At 53.5% G+C, this 25,205-nt stretch carries 20 protein-coding genes; 9 read left to right on the top strand and 11 right to left on the bottom strand.

Features of this window, described 5'->3' with window-relative positions:
* Positions 1-3: 3 nt before the first annotated feature.
* The gene (locus tag WCK51_15020; GenBank protein MEI7578199.1) at positions 4-3,342 is read right to left on the bottom strand and encodes a hypothetical protein; all 3,339 of its coding nucleotides are present in this window, start codon (positions 3,340-3,342) and stop codon (positions 4-6) included.
* Positions 3,302-4,024, bottom strand: a complete 723-nt coding sequence (locus tag WCK51_15025) for an HAD-IA family hydrolase (GenBank protein ID MEI7578200.1) — start codon at positions 4,022-4,024, stop codon at positions 3,302-3,304. Before WCK51_15025 ends, WCK51_15020 begins: the two co-directional genes overlap by 41 nt.
* 74 nt (positions 4,025-4,098) lie before the next feature.
* Here WCK51_15025 and WCK51_15030 point away from each other — a divergent pair, with 74 nt between their 5' ends.
* The 4 genes from WCK51_15030 (at position 4,099) to WCK51_15045 (ending at position 7,845) form a co-directional block, all read left to right on the top strand.
* Positions 4,099-5,418: a hypothetical protein gene (locus WCK51_15030; GenBank protein ID MEI7578201.1), complete on the top strand. Its 1,320-nt coding sequence runs from the start codon at positions 4,099-4,101 to the stop codon at positions 5,416-5,418.
* A 1-nt stretch (position 5,419) separates the two neighbouring features.
* Positions 5,420-6,034, top strand: coding sequence for a flagellar hook capping FlgD N-terminal domain-containing protein (locus tag WCK51_15035; GenBank protein ID MEI7578202.1), 615 nt, complete (start codon positions 5,420-5,422; stop codon positions 6,032-6,034).
* Position 6,035: 1 nt separating this feature from the next.
* Complete coding sequence (locus tag WCK51_15040) at positions 6,036-6,407, top strand: TIGR02530 family flagellar biosynthesis protein (protein MEI7578203.1); 372 nt, start codon at positions 6,036-6,038, stop codon at positions 6,405-6,407.
* A gap of 133 nt (positions 6,408-6,540) precedes the next feature.
* Positions 6,541-7,845, top strand: coding sequence for a flagellar hook protein FlgE (locus tag WCK51_15045; GenBank protein MEI7578204.1), 1,305 nt, complete (start codon positions 6,541-6,543; stop codon positions 7,843-7,845).
* Between the two features lie 80 nt (positions 7,846-7,925).
* On the opposite strand, the gene WCK51_15050 is transcribed toward WCK51_15045, so the two are convergent.
* From WCK51_15050 to WCK51_15065, 4 genes are all read right to left on the bottom strand, one after another.
* Positions 7,926-9,527 carry a FumA C-terminus/TtdB family hydratase beta subunit gene (locus WCK51_15050; GenBank protein ID MEI7578205.1) on the bottom strand — a complete coding sequence of 534 codons (1,602 nt, stop codon included), beginning with the start codon at positions 9,525-9,527 and terminating at the stop codon, positions 7,926-7,928.
* Positions 9,528-9,530: 3 nt separating this feature from the next.
* A complete protein-coding gene (locus WCK51_15055; GenBank protein MEI7578206.1) occupies positions 9,531-10,037 on the bottom strand; it encodes an inorganic diphosphatase in 507 nt (168 codons plus the stop codon).
* Positions 10,038-11,259: 1,222 nt separating this feature from the next.
* Positions 11,260-11,700, bottom strand: coding sequence for a prepilin-type N-terminal cleavage/methylation domain-containing protein (locus WCK51_15060; GenBank protein MEI7578207.1), 441 nt, complete (start codon positions 11,698-11,700; stop codon positions 11,260-11,262).
* Positions 11,701-11,723: 23 nt separating this feature from the next.
* A complete protein-coding gene (locus tag WCK51_15065; protein ID MEI7578208.1) occupies positions 11,724-12,704 on the bottom strand; it encodes a zinc-binding dehydrogenase in 981 nt (326 codons plus the stop codon).
* A gap of 52 nt (positions 12,705-12,756) precedes the next feature.
* On the opposite strand from WCK51_15065, the gene WCK51_15070 reads away from it, so the two are divergent.
* Positions 12,757-13,212, top strand: a complete 456-nt coding sequence (locus tag WCK51_15070; GenBank protein ID MEI7578209.1) for a cyclic nucleotide-binding domain-containing protein — start codon at positions 12,757-12,759, stop codon at positions 13,210-13,212.
* On the opposite strand, the gene WCK51_15075 is transcribed toward WCK51_15070, so the two are convergent.
* On the bottom strand, positions 13,209-14,243 hold the full coding sequence (locus WCK51_15075) for a diguanylate cyclase (GenBank protein ID MEI7578210.1): 1,035 nt from the start codon (positions 14,241-14,243) through the stop codon (positions 13,209-13,211). The genes WCK51_15070 and WCK51_15075 overlap by 4 nt on opposite strands.
* A gap of 218 nt (positions 14,244-14,461) precedes the next feature.
* On the opposite strand from WCK51_15075, the gene WCK51_15080 reads away from it, so the two are divergent.
* The gene (locus WCK51_15080; GenBank protein ID MEI7578211.1) at positions 14,462-18,799 is read left to right on the top strand and encodes an SBBP repeat-containing protein; all 4,338 of its coding nucleotides are present in this window, start codon (positions 14,462-14,464) and stop codon (positions 18,797-18,799) included.
* A gap of 63 nt (positions 18,800-18,862) precedes the next feature.
* Here the strand turns inward: WCK51_15080 and WCK51_15085 are convergent, their stop codons facing one another.
* From WCK51_15085 to WCK51_15095, 3 genes are read right to left on the bottom strand one after another with little or no spacing between them, the layout of a single operon-like run.
* Positions 18,863-19,465, bottom strand: coding sequence for a 2,3-diphosphoglycerate-dependent phosphoglycerate mutase (locus tag WCK51_15085; protein ID MEI7578212.1), 603 nt, complete (start codon positions 19,463-19,465; stop codon positions 18,863-18,865).
* A gap of 15 nt (positions 19,466-19,480) precedes the next feature.
* Positions 19,481-20,569: a sensor histidine kinase KdpD gene (locus tag WCK51_15090; GenBank protein ID MEI7578213.1), complete on the bottom strand. Its 1,089-nt coding sequence runs from the start codon at positions 20,567-20,569 to the stop codon at positions 19,481-19,483.
* A gap of 3 nt (positions 20,570-20,572) precedes the next feature.
* Positions 20,573-21,328, bottom strand: coding sequence for a response regulator (locus WCK51_15095; GenBank protein MEI7578214.1), 756 nt, complete (start codon positions 21,326-21,328; stop codon positions 20,573-20,575).
* 174 nt (positions 21,329-21,502) lie between these two features.
* Here WCK51_15095 and WCK51_15100 point away from each other — a divergent pair, with 174 nt between their 5' ends.
* Genes WCK51_15100 through WCK51_15110 form a run of 3 tightly spaced genes read left to right on the top strand, consistent with a single transcriptional unit; the run spans position 21,503 to position 24,382 of the window.
* A complete protein-coding gene (locus WCK51_15100; GenBank protein ID MEI7578215.1) occupies positions 21,503-22,183 on the top strand; it encodes a redoxin domain-containing protein in 681 nt (226 codons plus the stop codon).
* A 53-nt stretch (positions 22,184-22,236) separates the two neighbouring features.
* A complete protein-coding gene (locus WCK51_15105; protein ID MEI7578216.1) occupies positions 22,237-22,563 on the top strand; it encodes a hypothetical protein in 327 nt (108 codons plus the stop codon).
* 46 nt (positions 22,564-22,609) lie between these two features.
* Complete coding sequence (locus WCK51_15110; protein MEI7578217.1) at positions 22,610-24,382, top strand: hypothetical protein; 1,773 nt, start codon at positions 22,610-22,612, stop codon at positions 24,380-24,382.
* Here WCK51_15110 and WCK51_15115 read toward each other — a convergent pair.
* Positions 24,379-25,134, bottom strand: a complete 756-nt coding sequence (locus WCK51_15115) for a hypothetical protein (GenBank protein ID MEI7578218.1) — start codon at positions 25,132-25,134, stop codon at positions 24,379-24,381. The genes WCK51_15110 and WCK51_15115 overlap by 4 nt on opposite strands.
* Positions 25,135-25,205 lie beyond the last annotated feature (71 nt).

Consider the following 25,205-nt stretch of genomic DNA (forward strand, 5'->3'; position numbering starts at 1 on the left):
GGCTTAGTCCCTCTTCCTGAAGAGAATATCTATCTCAACGCCGTGGCCATCTTCCTTAAGTTTCTCTTCACCAGTTGGATCGAAGTCCACTTGCTCGGCAAGCGTGAGCTTCCGCTCGCGTCGGTTTCGCCCTTGGCGTCGACGCCCTGTTGAAGTCTGTATCGTGCCAGGGGCGAGCGATGCGTCCTCTTGGTAATCGTCGTCGTGGTTTTGCAGGTACCAGTCGTCAATACCAACGTCCTCGCTAGAGTCCGTTCCGTTAGACCACTCGTCGAGTCGCATGATGGGAACATCAAACGTGCTGACGTCGATGCGAACATTTGACTCGCGCTCCGGAAGCTCTGCCATATGGAGCAGTTGCCTTGGGTCAGCTTCAAGAATTCGTCGCACTTCATCGGTTGGGCCGATGAGGAAGTTCAATGTCGTTCCATCGGCTGCAGTGAACCGCAACGAGTTGGAATCAACGACCGCCCAATCTCCGGTCTGAAGGTTGTAGGCACTCCACTTTCCGGGGAGAGTGATGGTTCGCTGACCATCGCCACAGCAGTGAACTGTAAGGAATGGAGCGCGGACGTGAACCACGTCATCGGAGAAGCTGTAGACGTGGGCTCCCGCCTTTTGGGCGAGTGCGCGAATGAGGGCCGGATTACAAACCGGCTCGCCGAGGAAGACGCTGGTCCACTTAGCTCCAGTCTCGTCGCCGACGTTGTCTTTAACCACGAGGCTCGGAAGCCCCGTTTGGATGTATTCACCCAAGACCGAACCTTCTTCAGGAATTGCGAAGTAGGTCGGTTCGACGATGGTATCCGTCGAGATAGAGGCGTTTGGGAAAGCCTGGGCAATCGGATTTCGGCGGTCCAGAACCTGAGTTCCAGCCTTGCTGAAGATCGGCTGAGGCTTGATCGCAATTCCGGTCACTTCACGAGCTCGCTCTAGCGTTTCGCGGCCAGAGTCAAAGACGCCAGCGGTGTAGAACCAAGCGAGGAGCTTGCCGTCCCGGTGGAGTCGCTGCTTAATCGCTGAGCGCAGATCGGACCGGATATCCCATGCGTTCAGGAACAGATAGACCTTGCTCTCTGGGAATTTTTCGCGGTGAGTGAGATCGCTCAGGAGGTAGAAGCCGACGCTGACGCCTGCCCGAAGAACCGACTCACGGACAGAGCGGACGAGGTTGGTGAATGGCTTGGTTCCCATGAGGTAACCCATGGTTCGCTCGTCGATGAACACGGCGACATCCGGCTCAGAAGGGTTTGCTGCCATGGCACGGACGAGGGTTTGGCGGAGGGTCTTGGCCCGGGTCCAAACCGAGTTAGTCGTCAGCCAACCGTTGCCCCATTGGTCGCTCCAATTGATGCCCGTTCCATGAGCCAACGCGGCACCCAGGCCGCGCAAGTGAACACTTTCCAGAGCCTGAGGAGTGCGCATGACCGGATTGTGAGTATCCGGCTCAGGGCGGTTGGCAAGGGATGTCTTAAAGTCCTCAAGGGTGACGGCCAATTTGCCATTCAGAACCACCGAGTCAATCGGCAGCGTGAAACTGGCGACTCCGCCTGGGGTGCGATCCTTGTAGGACGGCGCCGCTGAGACAAAGTCAATCTCTGGGGTTCGCAATACCTTTCCGAGGGCAAGTTGCCCACTTGTTGGATAGGTGTTCTCCAATGAGAGCCCGTAACGGACTCCCACCAGGAACCTTCCTCCGGAAGCTTCTTTGACAGCGTAGGAAAGATCAGCAAGACGGTGAACAGTGATGTCGCTCAGGAAAAGGTTGTAGTCAACAATTGCCCGCTCTCGTCTGTCGGATCGGATAAGCCGCTGATCTTTGAGTCCGTCGGTGTTGAAGTCGGGAATGCGGATGGAGTCGAACGATGCAGTTCCATCGAACCAGGAAGCACGAAGAAGAACTTCGTCGCCCTGGTACCGCTCACGAACCCATTCGCGGAATTTACGCTTGCTCGCAAGAGAAATGTCGAATCCCTGAGCTTCGGCGATCAGCCAGTTGTCCCGGTCAAGTTCTATTCCGAGGAAGTTATCAGCGATTCCTTCGTTCTGAATTGATGCAACCATGTTCCGAAGCAGCGTTTCGACGTGCTTCCAGTACTTGTCATCACTGAGACTCGGCTCCGAGAGGTCGTTGCGCCGATCGCGATAGACTGCCTCAGGGAAGTCAATTTCCCACCCTTTGGCTGCACAAAGATTCAGGTGAACCATCACCTGAGCGTTGCGGGTGATACCAGCGATCTTTTTGGTCAGTTGAACGATCTGAGTTGAGATTGCAGAGAAATGGTGCTCGTCGCAGGTTGCATCGAACCCAAGCGCAAACACCTCAAGCCCCGCTTCGGCGGCTTGCTTGACTTCATCGAGGATTGTCTCGATTCTTGATGCGTCCTGCGGCTGGGCGTAGAACCAGAGGTTCGGATAAACCTTGTGGTCTCGAACGAGGGTCGGCAGCCCTTCACGAACAACAACCTGCGGTGCATCGGCAGGGATGTCGATCAAGGCTCGCGGAGGAAGAATTGTCTTCTCTGGCTTCGCCTTTAGATCTGGCTTCGGCGATGGTTCACGCTCGCTGATCTTCGTCCGAATTTGCTTCGGTTCCGGCTTTGGAGCGTCCTCCGAGATCGTTCGCATCTTCACGACCAAGTCGTCAAACTCAATCACTTCTGTGGGTTCAAATTCAACTAGCGGTCGCGATTCTTCCCGGTCGTCTCTGTCACGCTCTTGGCGCGGAGCTCTCGTCTCCTCAGCTTCTCGTGCCACCCGTGGCGCACGCTCAGTTTCTTGGCGCTCGCGCTCAGGGCGCTGACGTCGTCCGCGTTCGGGTCTAGCTTCTCGCTCCGGTCGAGCTTCACGCTCGATAGGGGCGCCTTCTCTCGCTCGAAAAACGGGGATCGGTAGTTCTTCGTCCCAGTTATCTGGCTCTGCTGGCTTCTTTGGCGCGGGCTTTCGCTCAGGTTTAGCGACTGGAGTAGGTTCGTCTTCGACGACCGCAACAGCCGGAACCGCTCGGCGGGGCCGGAAGGCCAGGGAAACATCTTCGCTAATCAGCGATTGAAGTTCTTCGGCGATATCGCTGGTAGCTTCCGCGTGCTCTTCAACAAGCGCGGCCAAAGACACTTCGGTCTTCGGCTTACCGAGCTTCTTTCGCACGGGTGCAACTTCGACCTTTTGGCGAATTTCGGGAAGTGCAGTAGCCGCAAGCGGAGTCTCTTCAACTTTTGGCTTTGCGACTCGCTTAGCAGCGGGCTTTTTAACGGTCTTGGGTGCGCTTGGTGCGATTTCGCTTGCGGCTACCGGGGTTATTTCAGAAATCTGTTCGACAGGAGTGGTTTTCTTCCGTGGCATGGTGTTGCTCTATTAGGTTGCAGACCCAATCCAATAGGTCTGTTGGGGTTGTAAAGACGTAGTCTGGGGTTTCGGCGAGGAGGTCTTCCTTTTTGCCAGCACCGTACAGGACAGCACCCGAACGGAGACCAGCTCCCCGGGCGCAACGAAGATCAAAAACTGAATCGCCAATCATGATGGCGTTTTCTGCGCTGACTCCGAGCCGCTCAATGGCGAGCAGGGCGGGGTCTGGGCTAGGTTTTGGGTTGACGACATCGGATGCACTGACGGCCGTATCCGCCGCGCTCCATCCGCTAAAGTGTTGAGCGAGGATTTCCACCTCGACCGCGTTGCGACTGGTGACCAAAGCGGTTTTGACGCCGTTTTCCTTGGCCTTGATCAGTGCACGGGTTGCATCATCGAACTCCGTTTCGAGATCTTGGTGTATGCCGTACTGCTGAATCGTGTAGTCACAAAGCTCTTTGAGCTGAGCTTCATCTGGGTTTAACCCAAAGAGCTTCATCTGCGCAACAAGAGGGGTGCCGATGAGGGCGATGATCTCTGCGTCGGAAGGACGAGAGCCAGTGAACTTTTCGTAGGTATCGCCGAGGCCGGCCACGATCATGGCTACCGAATCGACAAGGGTGCCATCAACATCGAACAAAATTGCCCGGATTGGTGGAGTCTCGGAGATTCCTGGCACCTAGACAGTATGGCTGATTTGAACCTAGTAATGCACCCTAAAGAACCGCAACTTTGCGCCGAACATCCCATTGTATGGACGCAGGAATGCTGTTAGCGGGCGTCTCCACGGTGGTCAAGCCACCCGGAGCTCCACCCGGAAGAGAAATCGAGACACCCCCGGTTGAAGGTCAAAACGAATTCAAAGATGTTTTGAAGCAAGCCGAAGGGAAGTCTTCGGGAGAAGTGGCGGAAGCTGAGCCGAATGCTCAACCGCAAAAACTGGACTCCACCGAAGGCACGAAAGAGACCAAATCTGAGCCAAGTCTTGTTTGGGCAGAGCTATTGGGCCTCGCTACGGTTTCATCGCAACTGCTTGTGCCTGCCGATGCGATGGCGGTGGTCGAAGATCGTTCGGGTGTGCCCGTTGCTGACAAAGCCGTTGTCGGCTCGCTTATCTTGGAAGGCAGTCAGCCAATGGCGGATACGTCTTTGGTAAGTTGTGAGGCCGCACCCGTACTTAACATCGTCGCGATTTCGGCGAGTAAGGTGCAAGAGGCGCCAGAAAGACAGGCGTCTATTGCTGATTCGGGGGCAATTCTTCAACCGGATCTGGTTCCAGTGCCGCAGGCGCTCGCAGAAGCAAACCTATCTCAGTCGAATACTGAGCAAGCGGTGGTCGGAGAATCCAAATCCGGTCAACCAGCCACCGTTGAGGAACATGAGATCCTTCCCAGTTTGGGAGGTCTGCATCCCAAAGCTGCCGCTGTCGGGCCCGCAGAATCGGAAGTAGGCGGTGCGATTGAGTCGATTGTGACCGAGGTCAGCAATCCTTCGGAGAGCGGATCCAGCATGGACGACCAAGGTGAATCTTCCGCTGATTCCATGGGGCAAGGCCCAGCTGGTCAACCCCAGGTCAAGACGGTATCGACGGAAATCACCGAAAAGGTTGAGCAATCGATGTCCATGACTCCAACCGAGCGGCGTGCGGTTGTTCATCAGTTGACGCAGAAGATCGAAGCGTTAGCGGTCAATAGTGTGCGAAATGAGGTCACTGTTCGAATGGAACCGGCCGAGTTGGGAACGGTTGTGGTACAGGTCACGAAGGGGATCTCTGGGCTGACGGCTTCACTTTGCGCTTCAGATCAGCATCTGCAAACGACTCTTCATGAGGCAAAGAATGAGTTAGCAGCTGTTCTAACAGCAAAGACGAATTCGACAGTCCGCGTTGAAGTTCTCTCTGCGGACTCGATGCCCATGGGAACTTCCGCGGATTCTAACCGACAGCCCTCCCCTCAAAAACAACCGAGACAAGAAGCGGTGACGAAGTTCTTCCAATCAAAGAACTTGGAATCGCATGCCTTGCCGTCCCAGCGAGTCCGAGTTCCGAAAGGTCTCATCGATTTGGAAAGTTAAAATGGATACAACACTCATCACAAACAATCAGGTTCTCAGTTCAGCCCAAAAGAAGAGCTCAACGAAGAGTCAATCCGAGCTGAACACGCAGGACTTTTTGAAACTGCTGTCAGTCCAGTTGGCTAATCAAAACCCATTAGAGCCGATGAAGGACTCTGAATACTACTCGCAGATTGCCCAGTTAGGTACGACGCAAGGTATTGACAGACTCAATAAACAGTCGGATGTTGAGCAAGCGCAAACCTTGATGGGTAAGACAGTTACTGCAGTCCGTCCAGGATCGGCAGTTGATGCAACTATCACACCAACTGTGACCGGAACAGTAACGCGAATGGTGAGCCGCGATGGCAGCTATAAGATTGCGATTCAGGAAGCAGATGGCAAAATTGTTGAAGTCGGCCTAGGCGCAATCCAATCGGTCGAACCGACTCAGAATCTTGCAGATTACGCCAACCTCGTAGGAAAGTCGGTCACTGCTCTCAGCAGCAGTGGGGAAAGCCTGAGTGGTGAAGCCACGGGGCTGACGCGCCTAGGCGGTAAGATTCAGGTTCAGGTGAAGAAGTCAGATGGTACGACGGTCAGTGTCAGTCCCAGCGATCTCATCAAAGTAGGTTAACATGTCCACAGATCGGATTCAAAACTCACGCATTTCGGAGCTGATCGCCAATCAGCCGCCGGCTCCAACTGCCCCGGTCGAGCAGGGCCGGATTGGGGAATTTGCCGAGCTTCTGCAGGACCGGCTCAAGCTCAGCGGGCACGCCCAGACTCGGCTGCAAAGCCGGAACATCGAGCTAGACCAGAATGCGTGGGATCGAGTGATGTCTGGAGTGGAAAAGGCCGCCGCAAAAGGGGCAAAAGAATCGCTCGTTATGGTGGATGATGTTGCCCTAGTGGTAAGCATCAAGAATAAGACAGTCATCACCGCCGTCGATAAGAGCACGTTGAAAGATAACGTGTTTACTAATATTGATAGTGCCATCGTCGTTTAGGTCTAAAGGAATTTCCAAACAGACCAAAGATTGTTATCAAGTGATATTGGCCGGACTCTGGTTCTAAAAACCCCAAAGAGGCCAATGCTAAGCCAGAAGTGCGAAGCAAATCATAATAGGGAAATTAGAACGGATGCTACAAGCCATGCTCTCGGGTGTTGCCTCAATCAAGGCGCACCAATCTCGAATGAACGTTATCGGCAACAACCTTGCCAATACCTCGACCACTGCGTACAAAGGCCAGCGAGTCAATTTCGCCGACATGATGTCGCAGACAACCCAAGGCGCAAGTGGACCCACGGGAACTCGCGGCGGCGTTAACCCAACTCAGTACGGCCTCGGCGTCTACGTCGGTGGAACCGACGTGAACTTCGAGCAAGGCGGGCTCAGCCAGACAAATCGCCCCACAGACCTGGCGATTCAGGGTAACGGATTCTTTATGACCTCGAACTCGTCGAGAATGGCGTACACCCGGGACGGAAGCTTTGATCTTGACAGTACGGGCGTTCTGACTCACCAGGCGACCGGCGAGCGGGTTCTCGGATGGACTGCTGACACAACTGGCGCAATCGACTCAACAGTTCCATTGACCTCCTCGAGCACAATCGCGATCCCGGTTGGCAGCATGAGCACCGTCAAAGTGACTGACTCGACATCATTCTCAGGCAACCTCGATTCCACGGCCGCTCCTACCGATTCGGTAACGACAAAACTTCGTGTGTACGACTCGCTTGGCGGATCGCATGATGTTAGCTTGCGAATCCTCAACCGTCAGTCACCTGCCGTCGGTCCTGCTCCGGCTGGCGCACTCTCAAGTTGGGATTGGGAGATGTACGAAGGTGATCCCGCAACAGGAAACCTTTTAGGCGGAAGTGCAACTGCTGGTAATGAGCGCCTTTACTTCAACTCTAACGGTGGGCGAGTCACCTCACTGGCAACAGGGACCGAAAACTCAATTACAGTTGGTCCTAGTACACCGGGTCTGTACCCACCCTTCACCATGTCGGTGAAATTCCCCAACATCTCGCAGTTAGTTGCTAAGAGCCAGGTGAATGGCATCGATCAGAACGGTTTTCCCTCGGGAACTCTTGAGAACTATTCCATCTCCAAAGACGGCGTCATCACCGGCATCTTCTCGAATGGTTTGACCCGTTCGCTTGGGCAACTCGGAATGGCCAAATTCTCAAACCCAGAAGGTATGAATCGAGATGGAGGGAACCTCTTCCTGCAGTCAAACAACTCGGGCAATCCTCTGGTCGGCACCGCGAATGACTCTGGAATGGGCACCGTCAACGCGGGCTATCTCGAACAAGCAAACGTGGATATGAGCGGCGAAATGACCGACCTCATCATCACCCAGCGAGGGTTCCAGGCCAACACCAAGATCGTCACGACGGTCGATGAGATGTTGCAAGAGCTCATCAACATCAAGAGATAACTTAGTTAACAGTTATAGGTCGGCAGTTAGCAGTTTGCCCTCGGGGCTGCTAACTGCTATCTGCTATCTGGCAGCTGCTCTCACAGCCCTTCAAAAAAGTCGTTCCCTTTATCATCGACCACGATGAAGGCAGGGAAGTTAACAACTTGGATCTTCCTGATCGCTTCCATGCCCAGGTCCTCGAAATCCAAGACCTCCACGCTTGTAATATTGTTTTGAGCGAGGATAGCGGCAGGTCCGCCGATTGAGCCGAGATAGAAGCCGCCATGCGTCTTGCAGGCTTCGGTCACCACTTTTGACCGATTGCCCTTCGCCAGCATTACCATCGAGCCCCCGTGGCGCTGGAAGAGATCGACGAATGCGTCCATCCTCCCGGCAGTGGTTGGACCAAATGAGCCGGTCGGCATACCCGGCGGGGTTTTGGCGGGACCGGCGTAGTACACCGGAAACTCTTTGAAGTAACTCGGCATCTCCTCGCCGCGTTCCAACATTTCGCGAATCCGAGCGTGGGCAGAATCTCGGGCCACGATAATCGGTCCCGTAAGGCTGACGCGAGTCTTGACCGGAAACTTCGAAAGAATCTCCCTAATTCGAGTCATCCCAAGCGTGAGATCAATCTGAACCGGCGGAGCAAGTTTCGGCTGCTCTGCTGGAAGGTATTGGACGGGGTTGTGCTCAAGTTGCTCGATAAAAACTCCATCCCGGGTGATCTTGCCCTTGATGTTTCGATCGGCAGAACAACTGACGCCGATGCCGATGGGCATCGATGCTGCGTGGCGAGGCATCCGAAGAACCCGAACATCATGCGCAAACATTTTGCCCCCGAACTGGGCTCCGATCCCGCTCTCTTGAGCGATCTTCAGAATCCTCGCTTCCCATTCAGCATCACGGAACGCCCGCCCACCCTCTGAGCCAGTCGTAGGGAGATGATCGTAGTAGCCGGCGGAGAGAAGTTTGAGCGACTTCATGACCGTCTCAGCAGAGGTCCCGCCGAGAACGACTGCAAGGTGATAAGGTGGGCAAGCCGATGTCCCAATATCCTTCAACTTGCTCTTCACGAACTCAGTCAGATCTCGCTCATTCAGAACCGCCGGGGTGGCCTGATAGAGGTACATCTTATTAGCGCTTCCGCCGCCTTTCGCCACGAAGAGAAACTTGAACTCCTCGCCCGTCGACGACATGATATCAACCTGAGCCGGGAGGTTATTGCGAGTGTTTTTCTCCTTGAAAACTTCTAGCGGGGCGATTTGGCTGTACCGCAGGTTCTTCTCAGCGTAGGTCTCATAAATCCCTTCCGAAACGGCTTCATCTTCATCAAAATCGGTAAGCACGAACTGTCCCTTTTTTCCGAACGCAATTGCCGTTCCCGTGTCCTGGCACGATGGAAGAAGCCCCGCGGCCGAGACTACGGCATTTTGCAGGTGAGTGTAGATCACAAAACGGTCGTTGTCGCTTGCCTCCGGGTCATCAAGCTCCGCTCTAAGCTGCTCCAAGTGCCTCTTTCGGAAGTAAAAGTTGATCTCCGAAAAAGCCTCTTTAGCGAGTTCACGCACGGCGTCACGGGAGACTTTCAGATACTCTTTGCCCTCGATAGAAACCGTCGAGACTCCGCTCGAGGAGAGTTTACGGTACTCGGTCGTATCTTCGCCGAGCTGAATTGTTGGTTCGTACTCGAAGCTCATGTCTTACACCAATCGATACTTCTGGATCAGTTCCAGGGCGACATCTCGGTCGTGCCAGTTGCGTACTTCGACGAACTTGTCTTCCAGATCCTTGTAGACCCGGAAGAAGTGACTGATTTCCTTTAGAGTGTGGTCGTTCAGTTCGGTTATCGAGCGGCGATAGCCGTAACGGGGGTCTTTGTTTGCCACGCACAAAATCTTCTCATCAGGACCCTTGTCGTCGGTCATTTCAAGAACCCCGATAGGAGTCACGTCGATGATGCAGCCTGGGAAAGTTGGATGAGAGACGAGCACGAGCACGTCGATGGGGTCGCCATCGATGTAGTGCGTCTGAGGGATGTAGCCGTAGTCGAATGGGTAGAAAAGGGGTGAGTAGAGCACCCTGTCCAGCTTGATCAGCCCAGTTTTGGCGTCGACTTCATACTTGTTTGTGCTCCCTCGAGGAATCTCGATAACCACATTAAAGCTCTCCGGAGCATTCTCCCCAATCGTTGCGTGCAGTAGCGACATCAGTGGGTAGAAGTTTACTTGGAACGATGTTACGGAGTCTTCGCTAGGTTGGAGACAAACGCAGACTCACTTGAATACCGATTCATGGACGCCTCTCTGGCGTGGAGCGGCAAAGCGATCGAGGTTATGGGTACAGACTCAAGAAGACTTGCTCTGATTTTCGAGAGCAAGGCACCAGCGCAGTTTGTGACAAAGACTCGTCGCTTTCTGGACGTGGATACAGTCACAACTCTCGGGCTTTCGGCTTGCCGAGTCCATTCGTCGCTGTCGGGACCTTTAGACACAGTTGTTCCATCAGCAGATACCCGGAAATAACCACTTGCAATTTCGCTTGGGAAATGGAGGTCTAAGCTACCTATCTGTGCTGGCTCATCATCTACTTGCACCACTATTGCTGTTCGTGCCATGAATTCGAATGCACCCGTCGCCCGCAGAGCAGCTTTCTGTTCTTCAGTTGTTGGTTCCCTCACTTCAATCACTCGCAAAGTTTGATCTCCGAGTGTAACTTTTGCATCAACTTTTGGGGACCAGCCGGGCGGAGAATCAGCTTTGACTTGCAGAGAGAAGCCTGCGGATGCTGACTGTATTCCAGGGGGGACCACTATCCTACTCAGCACTGAGTACCAGTCGGGGCTCACCTGCAAGAATGACGGTCGAATATCGGTCCCGCCAGCATCATTCGTGAACCAGTATTTGAGACCTGTTGTAGGATCTTGTCTAAGAGGAGGAAACGAGACTAAGGCCCAACGATTAACTTGACCAACCGTAAAATCCAGTCGAACTGCTCTCTCGATAAGCTCGCGTAAGAGTCCGTCGCTGCCGGCCGCATTTCGACGACCGGAGGTATCCCAGAAGTCTACGGTGTCGCCTCCGATTGCAGCCACGCCGTGAACTTTCGGGAATACAGGGTTACCCTTGGACAAAAGCGCTCGTGAAAGTCCTAAACCCTTGGTGGGAGCTCCAGAAAGCTGCCACTGTTGCGGTATGGATCCGGTATCAAGTCCAGCTCGTGTTAACGACCAAACGCTAATGCAAATCATAAAACCACTGTCACCCCAACAGCTAACCGCACATATTGACGTTCTGTTTTTCACACAAACGCCGGGTTCGAGATCTCACACTCTTCTTTTTGTGCGTACTCACCCCGCCGGTAACTACGGTAGCCATCCGAGGATATTATAAGTCGAATTTCAATACGAGGCGTAAATCAATCCTGGTGGAATTACCAAGCAGCCATGTTTGACCCATCCAAGGCGGTGCCCGTTGCGCAAGGTGTCACTCGTCCATCCAACGAATAGCCAAATGTTCCTCCACAAACCGGATCTCTCAGCTTCGTCGAGTCGTTCGGATCGAGCCCGATTGTTGTGGGGTCAATATAGGGACCATTCCAAGATCCTGAGGGCGGAGAAACCAAATTTCCCTCGGAGTTGCGAAGCTGGCCTGGTTCGTCCGAATCGTCGAGCTGACCAAGATCTTTTGGTAACAGACCTGTGTCGGCGCGCACTCGCTCGACAGCAACTCGAATGGCGCGTAGCTTGGCCCTGAGATGAGTTTCGTGTGATCGCCGAGTCGAACTCGTGATTTTCGGAATCGCAATCGCCGCAAGAACAGCGATGATGATGATCACGATCAGCAATTCAACGAGAGTAAATGCGTAGCGCACGGATTAATTGTAGGAAAGGTTCGTCATTCTCTCCAATCGAACCAAACACCCATCGTTTCCGCTCGTTTCTCAGTTGTTAGCTGATATGCATTCACACAAGCTTCAGGAGAAAACCTGTGAGTATTCAACCCGTCCAACGTAAACCGGTCGCTCCCCAGGAGTCGGAAGAATGTTCGGTGGATGCGATCTTCAAACCAATCCTTCGTCTCATGCATGACGTGCCCGGCATGAATCCTGACACCTCGACGAATTACGTCAGGAGTTAGTCTCTGCTCTGATGGTGTTCCAGTATCGCCCAGCAGAACTAGGGTTCCGAAATCTCGCACCAGAGGTAATGCCTTCGCGAACACGGCCGCAGCTCCCGTCGTATCGATCACAATCCGGGGAAGGGAACCAAAGTGGGCTCTAACGGCGTCACCAAAATCGTCCACGGAACCGGCGAATACGGTGGCCGCGCCACCTGTCGTTGCCATCTCGAGTCGCATCGCGATAGGGTCGCAGACGATCACATTGCAGCCAGCTGCAACGCACCAGCGCAACGCCATCTGACCGATGGGCCCGGCTCCGATAATCGCTACATCATCTTCCAGCCGAATATCCCCGGTAGGGAGAATCATCGAGCCAATCATCGCCAAAGCGGCCCACATCGCCTGCTCGCATGAAACAGAGTCCGGGATCAACGAGACCCGCGCCGCCGCCACCACGTGTTCTGAAGCGTGCGAGCAACGCACAAACACTCGGTCGCCTGGTTTGACCGAAGAAACCGATGCACCAACCTCAGCAACCTCGCCGACCGTGCAGTAGCCCGTTGAAAATGGGTACTTCACCCAGTCGTCCCAGTGAGTTCCTGGTTCAAACAGGCGCATGAAGCAGATGCCCTCGGTTCCAGTGGAGATCAAGGAACAAGTCGTCCGAACTCGAATCTGACCATCTCCAACAACGGTAGGTTCAAAATCGATGAGTTCAACGTGACCTTTGCCCTGGAAGACGATCTTTTTCGCCATTGCTCCAGTCTATCCATAAATGGGAGTTGCCGCAATCTATAATGAGACGTTCATGGACGTTCGCCGTATCATCGCCGAAAGCTACCTAGCCGCTGGTTTCACCGAAGACTTCAACGACAAGTTGGCTCACATCTCCGAACTGAAGCAGTTCAACGTCGGCGACTACATGATGCATGACGACGACGACTCTCGCGACTTGATGATCTTGGCGCAAGGGAAGGCTGAAGTCCGAACGCAGGCTGAGGATGTGATCGGCTTCCTCAAGTCTCCAATGCCGTTCGGGGAAGTAGCATTCTTAGATGGTAAGCGGCGATCGGGATCCGTTGTCGCGGTGGAACCATGCACGGTTGTACAAATTCCCGAACAGGCACTTAGGGAACTGCTTCGAACGGAACCGTTAATGGCAGTGCGAGCTCTGCTGAATCTGAGCCAAATACTCTGCGACAGACTGCGGAAGGCAAATCAGCAAATTGCCGCGCTCAATGCAATCGAAGAAGCCACTCTTTAGGCGGCTTTCCGAGCCTGCTTTTGCTCGTACATCCGAACGTCGGCTTCGTGGAAGGCTGCTTCTGCGCTGATCGTGGGTCGGAGCTGGACGATGCCATAGCTGGCGCCGATCCTAATCATCGAAGTTTTGAACTGAAGTGGCTTCTTCTCCAAGATGCTGTTGACGCGTTCAAGCTTGGCTTCAAGCTGAATCCTGTTACCCTTAAACACCACGGCAAACTCGTCTCCACCAAGACGAGCCACTTGGGTTCCGTTACCGCCAAGCACCCCAAAGGTCTCGGTGAGTCGTTGCGCAAACAGTGTTAGGGCAGCATCGCCCGCTAGGTGCCCGTGAGAATCATTGATCTGCTTGAAGTTGTTCAGATCCAGAATGGCCAGATGATATTCCTCGCCAACAGCCGTCTTATTGATCGCCGTCGCGAGCATGAAGTCAAAAGCCGATCGGTTGCTGAGCTTGGTCAAGTGGTCCGTCCGGACACTTCGCTCAGCGACGCGAAGCTTTGATCTTAGGTCCTCGATCTGAGATGTACAAACTTTCCGGATAGCTTTCGAGGATTCCTTGTGCTCGCTGATCGCTTGCGAAAGAATCTTCACCTCTTCCTTCAACCCTTTGACTACTTCGTCAAAACTTTGGGCTTCCGCCAGCTTTGTGATTCTTGCCGAAGACTGTTCGGTGACGTCTTCCAGCGCATCTCCCGAGTTCACCGCACCATCGAGGGAGCATAGAACTTCGCGCAGACTGTCGTACGTTGCCTCGATCGACTTTTCTATCGCCTTTCTCTGCGAACGTGCGAAGTGCTCAACAACTTGATTGAGGACGTCCGCAACTTGCTCGAAGGTCTGATCAGTCGCTTCTGGCGCAGTCGCATCCTTGCACAGTGAATCAATCTTAGTGCAAAAGTCCTGCGAAATGGGATCGTTGGGAAGAATCACAAGGTTTCTATATCCGTTGGTCGCGGACACACCTAGCTTCACCGCGCTTGGGCTGCTCGGTGCAACATCATCAAAAACGCCCTTCTTCTTCCACAACATAGACAGTGATGTTCTGCCTGGTTCTAGGTTCAAAGCACCTGATAGATATGCGAGGGAAGAACAAAAATGTTTGAGATTGGTGAGGGTTTTGCGCTGGACACTAGCGCGGGGCGATATTCTGCAATATAATGGCAGAGCTAGGCGAATTGCGCCCGATATTGTCGGGCACGTTTGTGTAGCCGTAAGGATGCAATAGAGGTGTCTTGTTAGTGTCTTCAATGAATACCATCCGTAATTCAGCACTGAGTGGTGCGTTGTTGCTTGGGTTAGCTTCCGTAGTCGGAGCGCAGGTGGCGTCAAGCCCCTCCGCAACCGATTTCAAGGGCCGACTCAATCGAGCCGCATTTACTCAAAATAAGGGTCAATGGAATTCTGAAGCTCTCTTCTCTGGCTCAGCCAATGGAATGGATCTTTGGATATCGAAGAAAGGATTCGTCTTCCAATACAATCGAACCAAGAGTGACAAAACCAACGAGTATGCGGGTCATACAGTGGGCATGTTGTTCGAGGGAGCCGAGAAGTTCTCGGCAGTCGGTGTGAAGACGACTGGGGTTCGGCAGTACTTGTCCGGAGACAAGAAGGCTCCGATCACCACTACCAACTTCGAAAAAGTTCGCTTGAACGGCATCTATCAAGGTGTTGACGCAATTGCCTACTTCGAGAATAAGACGCCTCGCTACGACTTCATTGTCAAGCCAGGAGCATCTCCGAAGTCGATCAACCTCAACTTTAAGGGTGCATCCTCCCTCAAGGTAGTTGACGATCATCGTCTTGAGATCGGCACCGTACTTGGTTCCAAATATCAGCAAGGTCTGTTTGCATACCAAATGGTTGGTTCCAAGCAAGTAGCTGTGCCTGTCAAGTTCAAAAAAATTGACGATACTCATATCGGGTTCGAGGTTGGCGCATACGACAAGACCAAGTCGCTTGTCATTGACCCGTTGGTCTACGGCACCTACTACGGTGGCGACCGCGGTTGGGATGAGGTTCGTGGCGTTGCCGCTGACTCGCTCGGCTCGGTGTACATCACCGGCTACACACGATCATCGATCTACCCCGTCCTATACGGTCCTTTCGGATTTTCTACGCCAGTGGGTCGAGATGCTTTTGTGTCGCGACTTCAGGGGGATGCCTACAATCACGACTACTCGATCCTTGTTGCAGGCTCAGGTGATGAGCAAGGGAACTTTATCCAGCTCGACCCTCTCGGAAACATTTGGGTCGTTGGGCAAACAAACTCCACAAACTTTCCTCCGTTTCAGTCGGCTCCGACCTCAAATGCTGGGAATATCTGGATTTTGCGTTTAACCAAGTCGGCGACAACAGTTCTGACTCCGCTCAACAACAACTCTTACGCTCTTTTCCGAATCGGAGATTCCATCACAACTCCCCGCATTTCGGCAATCCGATCTTTCAGTATTCGTCCAGATGCAACAGTTATTCCAGGAGCAACTGTTAGGCTTTTGATGACCGGTGCTTGCACGGCAGCTGGAGTTTCTGAACTCGGTGCCGCTCCTGGAAACAAAGGAGCCTTCTATCTTTCGCTTGACTACAATGATTCAACGAATCAATTTGCGCCGGTCTCAACTGCCTCAGGTTACATCCAGACTGGCGGCAGCGCAACTCCAACAATAACTGGCTCAGCCTTCGACAGAAATGGCAACTTCTTCCTGAACGGGACCCTGGTTGCTACTGGGAACTCGGATACTGCCGGGTCGTCACCAGTGTTTGACACGACTGCCGGTGGATTTACCAACAGCCGACTCCAGCGAGGTCGGGACATCTGGATTCGGAAGTATTCTCCGAACTCAGGAGTCCTTTGGTCTTCGCTCCTAGGCGGAGCTGCGGAAGACATCACCGAAGGACTTCTACATACCCACCAGGTCAATGGAAGAGACTTCGGCGGCACCACGTGCGCTACCGATCCTTCAGGAAACGTCTATGTTCTTGGGCGAACTCAGTCTTTTGACTTCCCTCGTACACGAGGCGTCTTCGGAGAAACATTCCTCAGCGGCCGAAACTATATCACTGCAACAAAGATAAGTGCCGATGGCTCAACCATCCTGTACAGCACAAACATCGATAATCGTGGAGATGTTCTTGCCGCTGGTATCGCTGTCGACCCCCGTGGTAACGCCTACCTCACAGGAACGGTCAAGGCCAGCACGCGAACCGAAGGAACTCCTGGAGATCCATGGGTTCCGACGATCGTAGATTCGACCTTTGTTACCAACGGCGTTGAAGAGATTCCTCAAGTCAACAGCCTGCGAGGAGCCTTCACTTATCCGGCCGCTCCAAAGACCGGTGCAAGTGATGCTTGGCTAACCATTCTCAACCCAGACGCAACCGCACTTATCCGAAGCACCTACATAGGTGGTTTGTTGGACGAAGGAATCTTTGCTCCATACGTGGATAATGGTGGCGACGTTTGGACGTTCGGATGGGCGGATACTGTGCGAACATACACGATCTTCAGTTCCACCGGAACTAGGACCGATGTTGCAGATACGGGTGGACTAGCTCCGGCTTTTATTACGGCACTCGCGTTCAAGCAGGCACCGGATACCCAAACCCCTCCGGGATCAACGATCACCGAGTCCAACGCTTACTTCCTGACTTTCAACGGGTCGCCTCTGACATTTGCGACGACGAACCCAACGGGTCAAGGAATTGCTTATCAACGTGATGGATTCCTCCTTCGATGGAGAGAGTCATTGCCGCTCATCGCGTCACTGACCATGAACCCGGCTTCAATTCCAGGCGGAGATCCGTCCGGTCTTTCCAGCCCTCCAGCTTCGACTGGTACGATCACGCTCTCTGCACCAGCACCAACAGGTGGTTCTACCATCTCGCTATCGCTCGATAATGGAAGCCTTGCGTCGTTCCAACCGTCCTCCTCGCTGACGACGACAACTGTCACGGTTGCCGAAGGAACCACGACTGCGAACTTCCAGGTTTTCGGTCGAGTTGTCACTGGTAATCAAACCGTGAACATTCGAGCAGATTACGGAGGAAACGTCAGGATTGCTTCCCTCCAGATCACTCCGTGGTTGAGGTCACTAGTTTTGAACCCAACGAGTGTGATCGGAGGTGTGCAATCGACTGCTACCGTGCTCCTGAATGCACCCGCACCAGCGGCCGGAGCGATCGTCAACCTTTCCACGAGTCGAGCAGATTTGTTCACCTTCCCTGGTGGAGCAACTGTGACCGTGCCTTCGGGTGCAAGCCAAGCAACATTCGTGATTGACACCAACGGTGTCAGCGCAAATGATTCGGGATCAATCAATGCAAGCCTCCTCGGCGTCACCCGAACAGCTACTCTTGGAGTCACTCCTGCGAAGCTCAAATCGGTTATTCTGACGCCAACTTCAGTTGCAGCTGGCGGTACCTCAACCGGAAAGGTCACCCTGGATGGTAAAGCAGGTGCGGCAATGATCGTCGATCTTAGCGTCCAAAACAATCCGCTTGGATACACGATCACCCCGGCTCAAGTCACGATCCCAGCGGGAGCGACGGAATCGCCAAACTTCGTCATTCAAACCCCGTTTGAAGCCGCGAACGTAAGCAGAGCGATTCTTGCCGATAGGAAGAGTGGATCTGTAATCATCGACGGTCCAGTAAGTGGAAATCTGAGCGTTCAGGCGATCCTAGTCAGCGGGTTCATCATTGACCCGACGACGATCCCGAGCGGTGGAGTCACCAACGGCAGCATTACCTTGAGTAATCCTGCTCCTGCTGGCGGAGCTCGGGTCCAGCTTAACAGCAGCCGGCCTGACCTTCTCAACCCGGTGGATGCCAACGGAAACCTGATCTCTGAGGTCGTGATTCCAGCTGGTGCTTCCACCGCAACGGTAAGACTCCAAGCACTCTTCGCTCTATCGGGCGACGAAGTCGCGACGATCACTGCCTGGAGAGGTCCGACGATGTCTCTCGGCAGATCCGATAACGTCACGGTCCAAGCATTGACCTACACACTCACTCTGAACCCTTCAGAGGTGACGGATGGTTCGAGCTCTACCGGAACGATTACGATCAGTGCTCCTGCGATCCCTGGATTCGAAATGGTTCTTGCAAGTGACCTTGCCGGAGTCACCCTCACTCCAAATCCTGTTGCATTCACCACAGGATCGACCACGGCTACCTTCAGCATCGGAACTCCTGCGCTCACTGAGACGCGAGTTGCGACGATCTCTGCAAGGGCAGGAACTCTTCCAGCTGCTACTGCCTCTCTGACGGTTAGAGCTCTGGAGGTCAAGTCGATCAAGTTGCTGCCGAGCAACCAGGTCAAACAGGGCGGAACCGTCACGATAGAAGTAACACTCAATCGGGCGCCTGCGGTCACGACAACTGGAAAGATCACGTTCTCGAACGCATCTCTCCTTCAGCTGCCTACAGGGGTCACCAGCGTCGACTTTACGGTTACGGCAGGGCAGACCAAGGGAACGGTCATTCTGCGAACACGTAGGGTTCCACGAAACCTGACGACGACAGTAACAGCAACTGTCAGCTCGACTGGCAATCCGTCGATCAGCACAACACTCACCGTCGTCCGATAAGGACGACGATGAAAAAAGCCCCTCCAAGAATCTTGGAGGGGCTTTTTTGTCAGGCGCCGTAACCTAGAGAACGGATTTGCCTAAGACTGATCCGTCTTCAGTTAGCTCATAAACCAGAGGAACCGCAGTACCTAGATTGAGTTCCAACACTTCCGCTTCGGACAGACCATCGAGCTGCATCACGATCGAACGATTCGAATTACCGTGGGCGACAACCAGGACATCCTTGCCCTGAGCAATATCTCCGAGAATCGCTCGCTCAAAAAAGGGAAGAGTCCGGGCGGCAGTATCTTTCAAAGACTCGCCATTGGGAGGAGGTATATCGTAGCTTCGTCGCCAAATCTTGACCTGCTCGTCGCCGAACTTCTCCGCAGTCTTCTTCTTGTTCAGCCCCTGAAGGTCGCCATAATGCCTCTCATTCAGAGCCGGATCGCGGATGATCGGGACCGTTACACCCATGCCTTCCAGAATCAGATCCAACGTCCGCTGAGCACGTTGAAGCCCACTCGTATAGGCGACGTCAACCGAAATATCCTTCAGGCGACCGCCGGCGGCAAGTGCCTCTTCAATACCCTTAGCAGTTAGGGGAACGTCGACCCAGCCGGTGAACCGGTCTTCGACGTTCCAAAGCGACTGTCCGTGTCGGACCAGAATCAGTTTTGGCATCGCCAACGAGTTTACTTACTCAGTTGGGCTTTGCTGGGTGGCGACCACCAGGATATCCACGGTCTTCAGTTGTTTCGCTAATTCAAGCAGAAGTGAACCCTTCAAAAAGTCTTGGAGCTTGGTGCGGTCACTGTGCCCAAGAATGATCTGGGTTACGTTGTTATCCTGCACGTATTTGATGATTGATGACGCGACGTCGCCTTTCAAGGTCACCGTTGGAATTCCCAACCGCTCGCAAAGCATAAAGTCGTCTTGAAGGATGCGAGCCGCCGTCTCCGGTAGCTTTGGTTCCTCAACATAGACTGCTTTGACCTCGCCCTGCATCTTCTGGGCGAGACGCCAGCCCCGACGAATCATTCTCAAAGAAGACCGCGTCGGAGTAATGCAGATCAACACACGATCGCTTGTTTGCCAGGGCCGAGCAATCCGCTCCCGCTTCCGCCAGGCAATCAAGTCCTCATCAACACGGCCTGCAATCTCCCGCATGGCCATTTCGCGCAAAGCGTTCAGTTTGACTTCGTCATAACGACCTTTCAGCTCAGTCTCAACCAGCTCTGTAGGAACAATTTCTCCGCGCTTCACGCGGTTGCGCAAGGCTTGGGGTGTAACATCAACGAGCTCAACTTCATCAGCATGGTGGAACAGACGGTCGGGAACAGTTTCGACAACCCGACGCCCAGTGATCTCAAAGATATCGTCGTTCAGCGATTCCAGAGCCTCAACGTTCATCGTAGCCAAAACGTGAATCCCTTTCTGCAAAAGCTCTTCCACGTCTTCCCAACGGTTTGCGTGAGCAGATCCAGAAACGTTGGTGTGCCCAAGGTTGTCGACTAAGACGGTATGCGGTGCCCGCTTCAAGATCGATGGAATATCAATCTCCCGACCCTCAGTGCCAGCATATTGAAAAACCAATGGTGGAATTGTCGAAAGACCTGCGCTAAAATCTTCCGAAAGCAATCGGTCTCCTTCGTTGATGATTGCAATAACGCAATCTTCGCCCCGAGCGGCACGGCGACGAGCTTCCTCAATCATCACCTTTGCTTTTCCGACGCCGGGCGCATAGCCCAAAAAGATCTTGAGTTTTCCAGGAGTGTTGGCTGGCATACGTTAGTCCGCAAGTGAGACCGTCATCATGCGGTCAATCCATTCAGTATGGCGTTTCAGAAGGGGATCGATCATTAAGGTCGCCGACGAAGGGATCGACTTTTCCTCACGCAGGTGAGTTTCAAGCTCATACTCGCAAAGCGCCTGGAAGAACCTTTTTCCACAAGGAACATCATCAGAGTCGATGTACGCCTTGATGAGCTCCTGAACCACTGCGGGGAGAATCACCTTGACGTATCGGGGCGAATCATCGTTTTGACGCATGACTTCAAACGTACAAGTCAAGTCACCGTAGATATCATCTACAGCTTCTTCGTTCAATTCAAAGTTGAATCCGCCGACGTTTCGACGAGAGAACTCGCGCGAAACCGTGGTGATCGGAGTATGTTTACCGTCCCGCTCAATTGCTGCTCGAACCGCATCGCGTAGTGCCTCAGGTGCAAATGGCTTGCGAAGAAAATCCGTCGCGCCTCGGTTCATGGCTTCAAGGGCTGTATCGCAGCCACCAAATCCGGAAACGATAATCACTTTTGCCGAAGGGTCTCGGCGAATGATTTCCTCCTCAACCTCAATCCCGGTCATGTCCGGCATGCGGTAATCCGAAACAACCACATCGTAGTTGGCGCCATTGCCATAAGCAGCTAGTCCATCACTACCGTTTTTAGCGGTTGTGACGTTAAATCCAGAGTTAGAAAGAACCAACTCCATCATTTTCAAAATGCAAGATTCGTCGTCGATGACGAGAACGTTTGAACTCAAATATCCTCCGTGCTTGCGCCCGCCTTTCTACATACGTTTGAAAAGCCGAAACAGATGTGCACTTCCAAAGATTGATTATGGTTCGTCAGCTGGGAAGAAGGAACAACGAAAAACAAGATTCTGTAGATTCTATTGATGACACAAGGTTTTTCCGCGAGCGTATAAACTAGGGAAGTGAAGACACTCAAAGTGATCGGGATCGGAATCGCGGGAGTTTTTGGATACTTCACGTACAACGTTGTCGCTTTGGCAAACACGCGCGGAAAGGTTGATCCAAGCCTGGATTTCTCCAAGCCTCGCCACCCTGTGACGCCGGAGATGGCGGCAGAGGTCAAAAACCTCAACCTAAAAACCGCGAAGCTGTTCAAACTTCCGAACACCCGAGGTGTCGTCACGGCAATCGGCGGAGCGGGCCCCAAGCCGCAGTTCGTTTACGCAATCAAAAAAGGTTGCCCCTGCTCGTTTGATGCCGAGCCACTGATGCAGGCACTCTACAAGCACTTTGATCGCCAAATCGAGTTCATCGGAGTCACCGATGCCGAGCAAAAGGACGCCCTAAAGTGGGAAAGCGATCTACGTGTCCCGTACTCCGTCGTGAGTAACCCGAAGCTCGAAGTGATGCAGGAGTACCAGTTCCCGGCTTCGGTCTACTGCAGCCTCATCGACACCAGAGGCGTCATCGTCAAGAGGTGGGCCGGTTACAGTCGTTCCTATCTCGCCGAAATGAACGTCGAAATGGCAAAGCTCCTGAAGCAGGCGCCAAAACCCTTTGACTCTAAGTACGCGCCCGAGGCGAACACCAGTGGCTGTAGTTTCGAGGGGTACAAGCCAGAATTTACTTCGCCAGAAGGCTAATTGTGGATAACTATTTCTTGCGTCCTTAACATCAATGGCGCACAATGGACATCATGGGAGTGAAGCTAACCGATCCATACGAGTTCCGAAACGAGTTCATCTCGATCCGATTCCAAAACGGACTTCCTCCGGAAGTCGGAATCAACGGAGTCCGAGCCGAAGACGTGATCGACGTTCTCATCGCAAAGCTCACCCACTACCAGCAAGGGAATCTGGCGTGCAAAGAGAATGATCAAGCTCTAGAGTCGCTAACCGTCGCCCGCGACGCGCTCGTTCGAAGGCGACAAAGAAGGCAAATGCAAGGTGTTTATCACACACTTGCCCCCCACGCAGATCGCACGGAAGACCTCCACGAAGAGTTTTCTGCAACTGGAGCCTGACCCCGACGACTAGAATTACTGGTACAGTTCGGGTTAAACTCGCGCCATGCGAGCAATCTTCTTCACGGCACTTTCTCTCGTTGCCGCCACCAGCCTTGCCGAACTGAAGTACACCGTGTATCCGGGTTCGGCGGAGAACAAGCTCAAAGTCGAACTTGAAGTCGTCTCCCAAGGCGACAAGGTTTTTTTCCAAATCCCGAACTGGGCGCCGGGCTCATATCGATATGACGACGTGTGGAAAAGGGTGAGCGACGTAAAGGCAGAAGGCGGAGTGACCGTCAAGACCGAAGGCATAAACCCGCTGATCACAACATGGAGCATCCCGGCGACGAAAGGGAAGTCAGTGACGATCAGCTACGAAATCCCCGTCCAGTACGCCAACAGCACTGGGCACTTCTCTGGTCCTTCGTTCTACATGTACCCAGTCGGCCGGACCCAAGAGCCCTGCCAGGTGGAATTCAAGTTCGCAGCCGGGACTCCAATCATCACCGGAATGAATCCGGTGAGAGGTAATCAGGCTCTCTACAAAGTCCCAACGTACGATGTCCTGGCCGACAACCCAGTTACTTGGGGCGACTACACGCTGGATACTTACAAGTCATTCGGCAAGACCCACTACATTGCGTATCGCGGAGTCCCGAAGAAGGATGTCGATCGCGCCTACGTCATCAAAGCATGTAAGTTCGTGACAGACATGGAAGCCGACTTCTTTGGCAAGGCAGTCCCGTACGATCGATACGTGTGGCACTTCAGCGTCAACGACGCTCCAGATGGTGCGGGTGGCCTTGAGCACCTTTCCAGTACTGAAATCAGCCTTGCTAGTGGAGTTGGACCAGGCGCGGTAAGTGTTCTCTCTCACGAATTCTTTCATTTGTGGAATGTAAAGCGCATCCGTTCAAAGATTCTGGGCCCCTTTGACTACACCACCCAACCCCAAACTGGAGCCCTATGGTGGCTTGAAGGTGTCACCGACTACTACGCCCACACGCTCCTGGGTCGGTACGGATGGTATGGCAAGAATGAGCGACACCCTGACCCAATTGCTAAGTTGTACGCCGACGCTGTTCAAAACCTGAGCGCCGTCCGGGCGAGGCCGGCACGACTTGATGTCTCGCCATACGAATCAAGCTATCGCGTCCGTGACGCCTCGAACGGGCGTGGAAATAGCCAAGGCTACCAAGTCAGCTATTACGATACTGGATGGCTTGTGGGCATGGTTCTTGACATCGAAATGCTCGATCAAACCAACGGAAAACGAAGCCTCGACGATGTCGAACTTGCCCTTTGGGACCAGTGCCGAGACGACAAACCTGGCTTCGAGGAAGGAGACATCCGTCGCCACCTAGTAAGGTTCGGTGGCTACCTCATGGGCACATTCTACGACGATGTCGTCATGAAGCCGGGTGAGCTCCCTGTTGAACAACAGCTCGCCAAGATCGGCAAGGAACTGATGACCGTCGATGAGAAGTTCGGCTCAATTCCATTCTCGCTGCGCGTCAGTTTGGAAGACAAAGCACCGCGAGTCTCTCTCTCAGAGGACGCAGGAATTCCCCAGGGTTCCATCGTGACAAAGATCAACGGAACCGACGTCACGGGTGATAACGCACGGGCCCAAACTGGCCTGTACAGATCGCTTCAACGCACCGTTAAAGCGGGCGATATCCTCAAGGTAACCCTCAAAGAAGGTGAAAAAACTCGAGAAATCAACGTCAAGGTTTCGGAAGGTACGCGAAAGGTCCAAAGGATCGTCTCCGTCAAAAACCCAACGGAGCGCCAACTGGCACTCCGCAAGGTGTTCGAATCCAAGAAGCGACGTTAGAGCAACATCGCGCGGGCGGCATCTGTTCCAAGCCGCTCGCGCCACTTATCCAGCAGGTGAGTGTTTGTCACTCGTCCAGTAGACTCGTCGTAGGTGCGAATAAACGAAAGCAATTTCGATCCGTCCGCACTCAACACAAACGGTGGAACCGCGTTACCTTCACCAATTAAGTATCCGGAAATTGGGTCCCGGACCAGCTTTGTGATCGACTCAGTCAGCAAATCGGGATTCGTTTCGTTGAACCAGCTAAGCTCGTGGTGCGAGCGCATCCCACTCACGCTGTCCCAAGTCCACACAAAGTAGCGATCCCCAACCATGTAGTGAGCGCAGATGTGCTGAGGCAGGCCCGGAACCATGGCTCGCAGCTCTGCCCGCTGGACGAACGGGAAGAATGTTGAGTTATCGAGTGCTCGGCAAGCTACCGGCGCCGAGAGCCCCTCAATTTCTCTCAGTGAGATCACCCGAAGCGTTGGGACCACGTCCTTGACGTTGCTAAGAACCACGTTTGAGTCATCAACCAAAACGGGGTTTGAGTAGCGTTCAATAATGACCAACGCGGCATGATCGCGATTGCGCGAGATCACCGTTTCCGGAACCGGAACTTGGTCGACGGTCTGAAATTGGAACCCCTTTGGCGACTTCCAATCCTTCGAACCCCAAGGTGAAAACCGGGGGGTCTTTGCTAACAGCGATACAAGCCGAGTTTCCTGACTTTTCGGGAGCCCAGTTGAACTCAAAACAGCAGAATGCATGAACATATCTTACGGAATGTGTGAGGTTTTCCAACCTAAAACCCTCAAACCCGGTATTAAACCCCGCACCC

It is taken from the genome of Armatimonadota bacterium (assembly GCA_037138755.1).
In the GTDB taxonomy this organism is placed as follows: Bacteria; Armatimonadota; Fimbriimonadia; order Fimbriimonadales; family Fimbriimonadaceae; genus Fimbriimonas.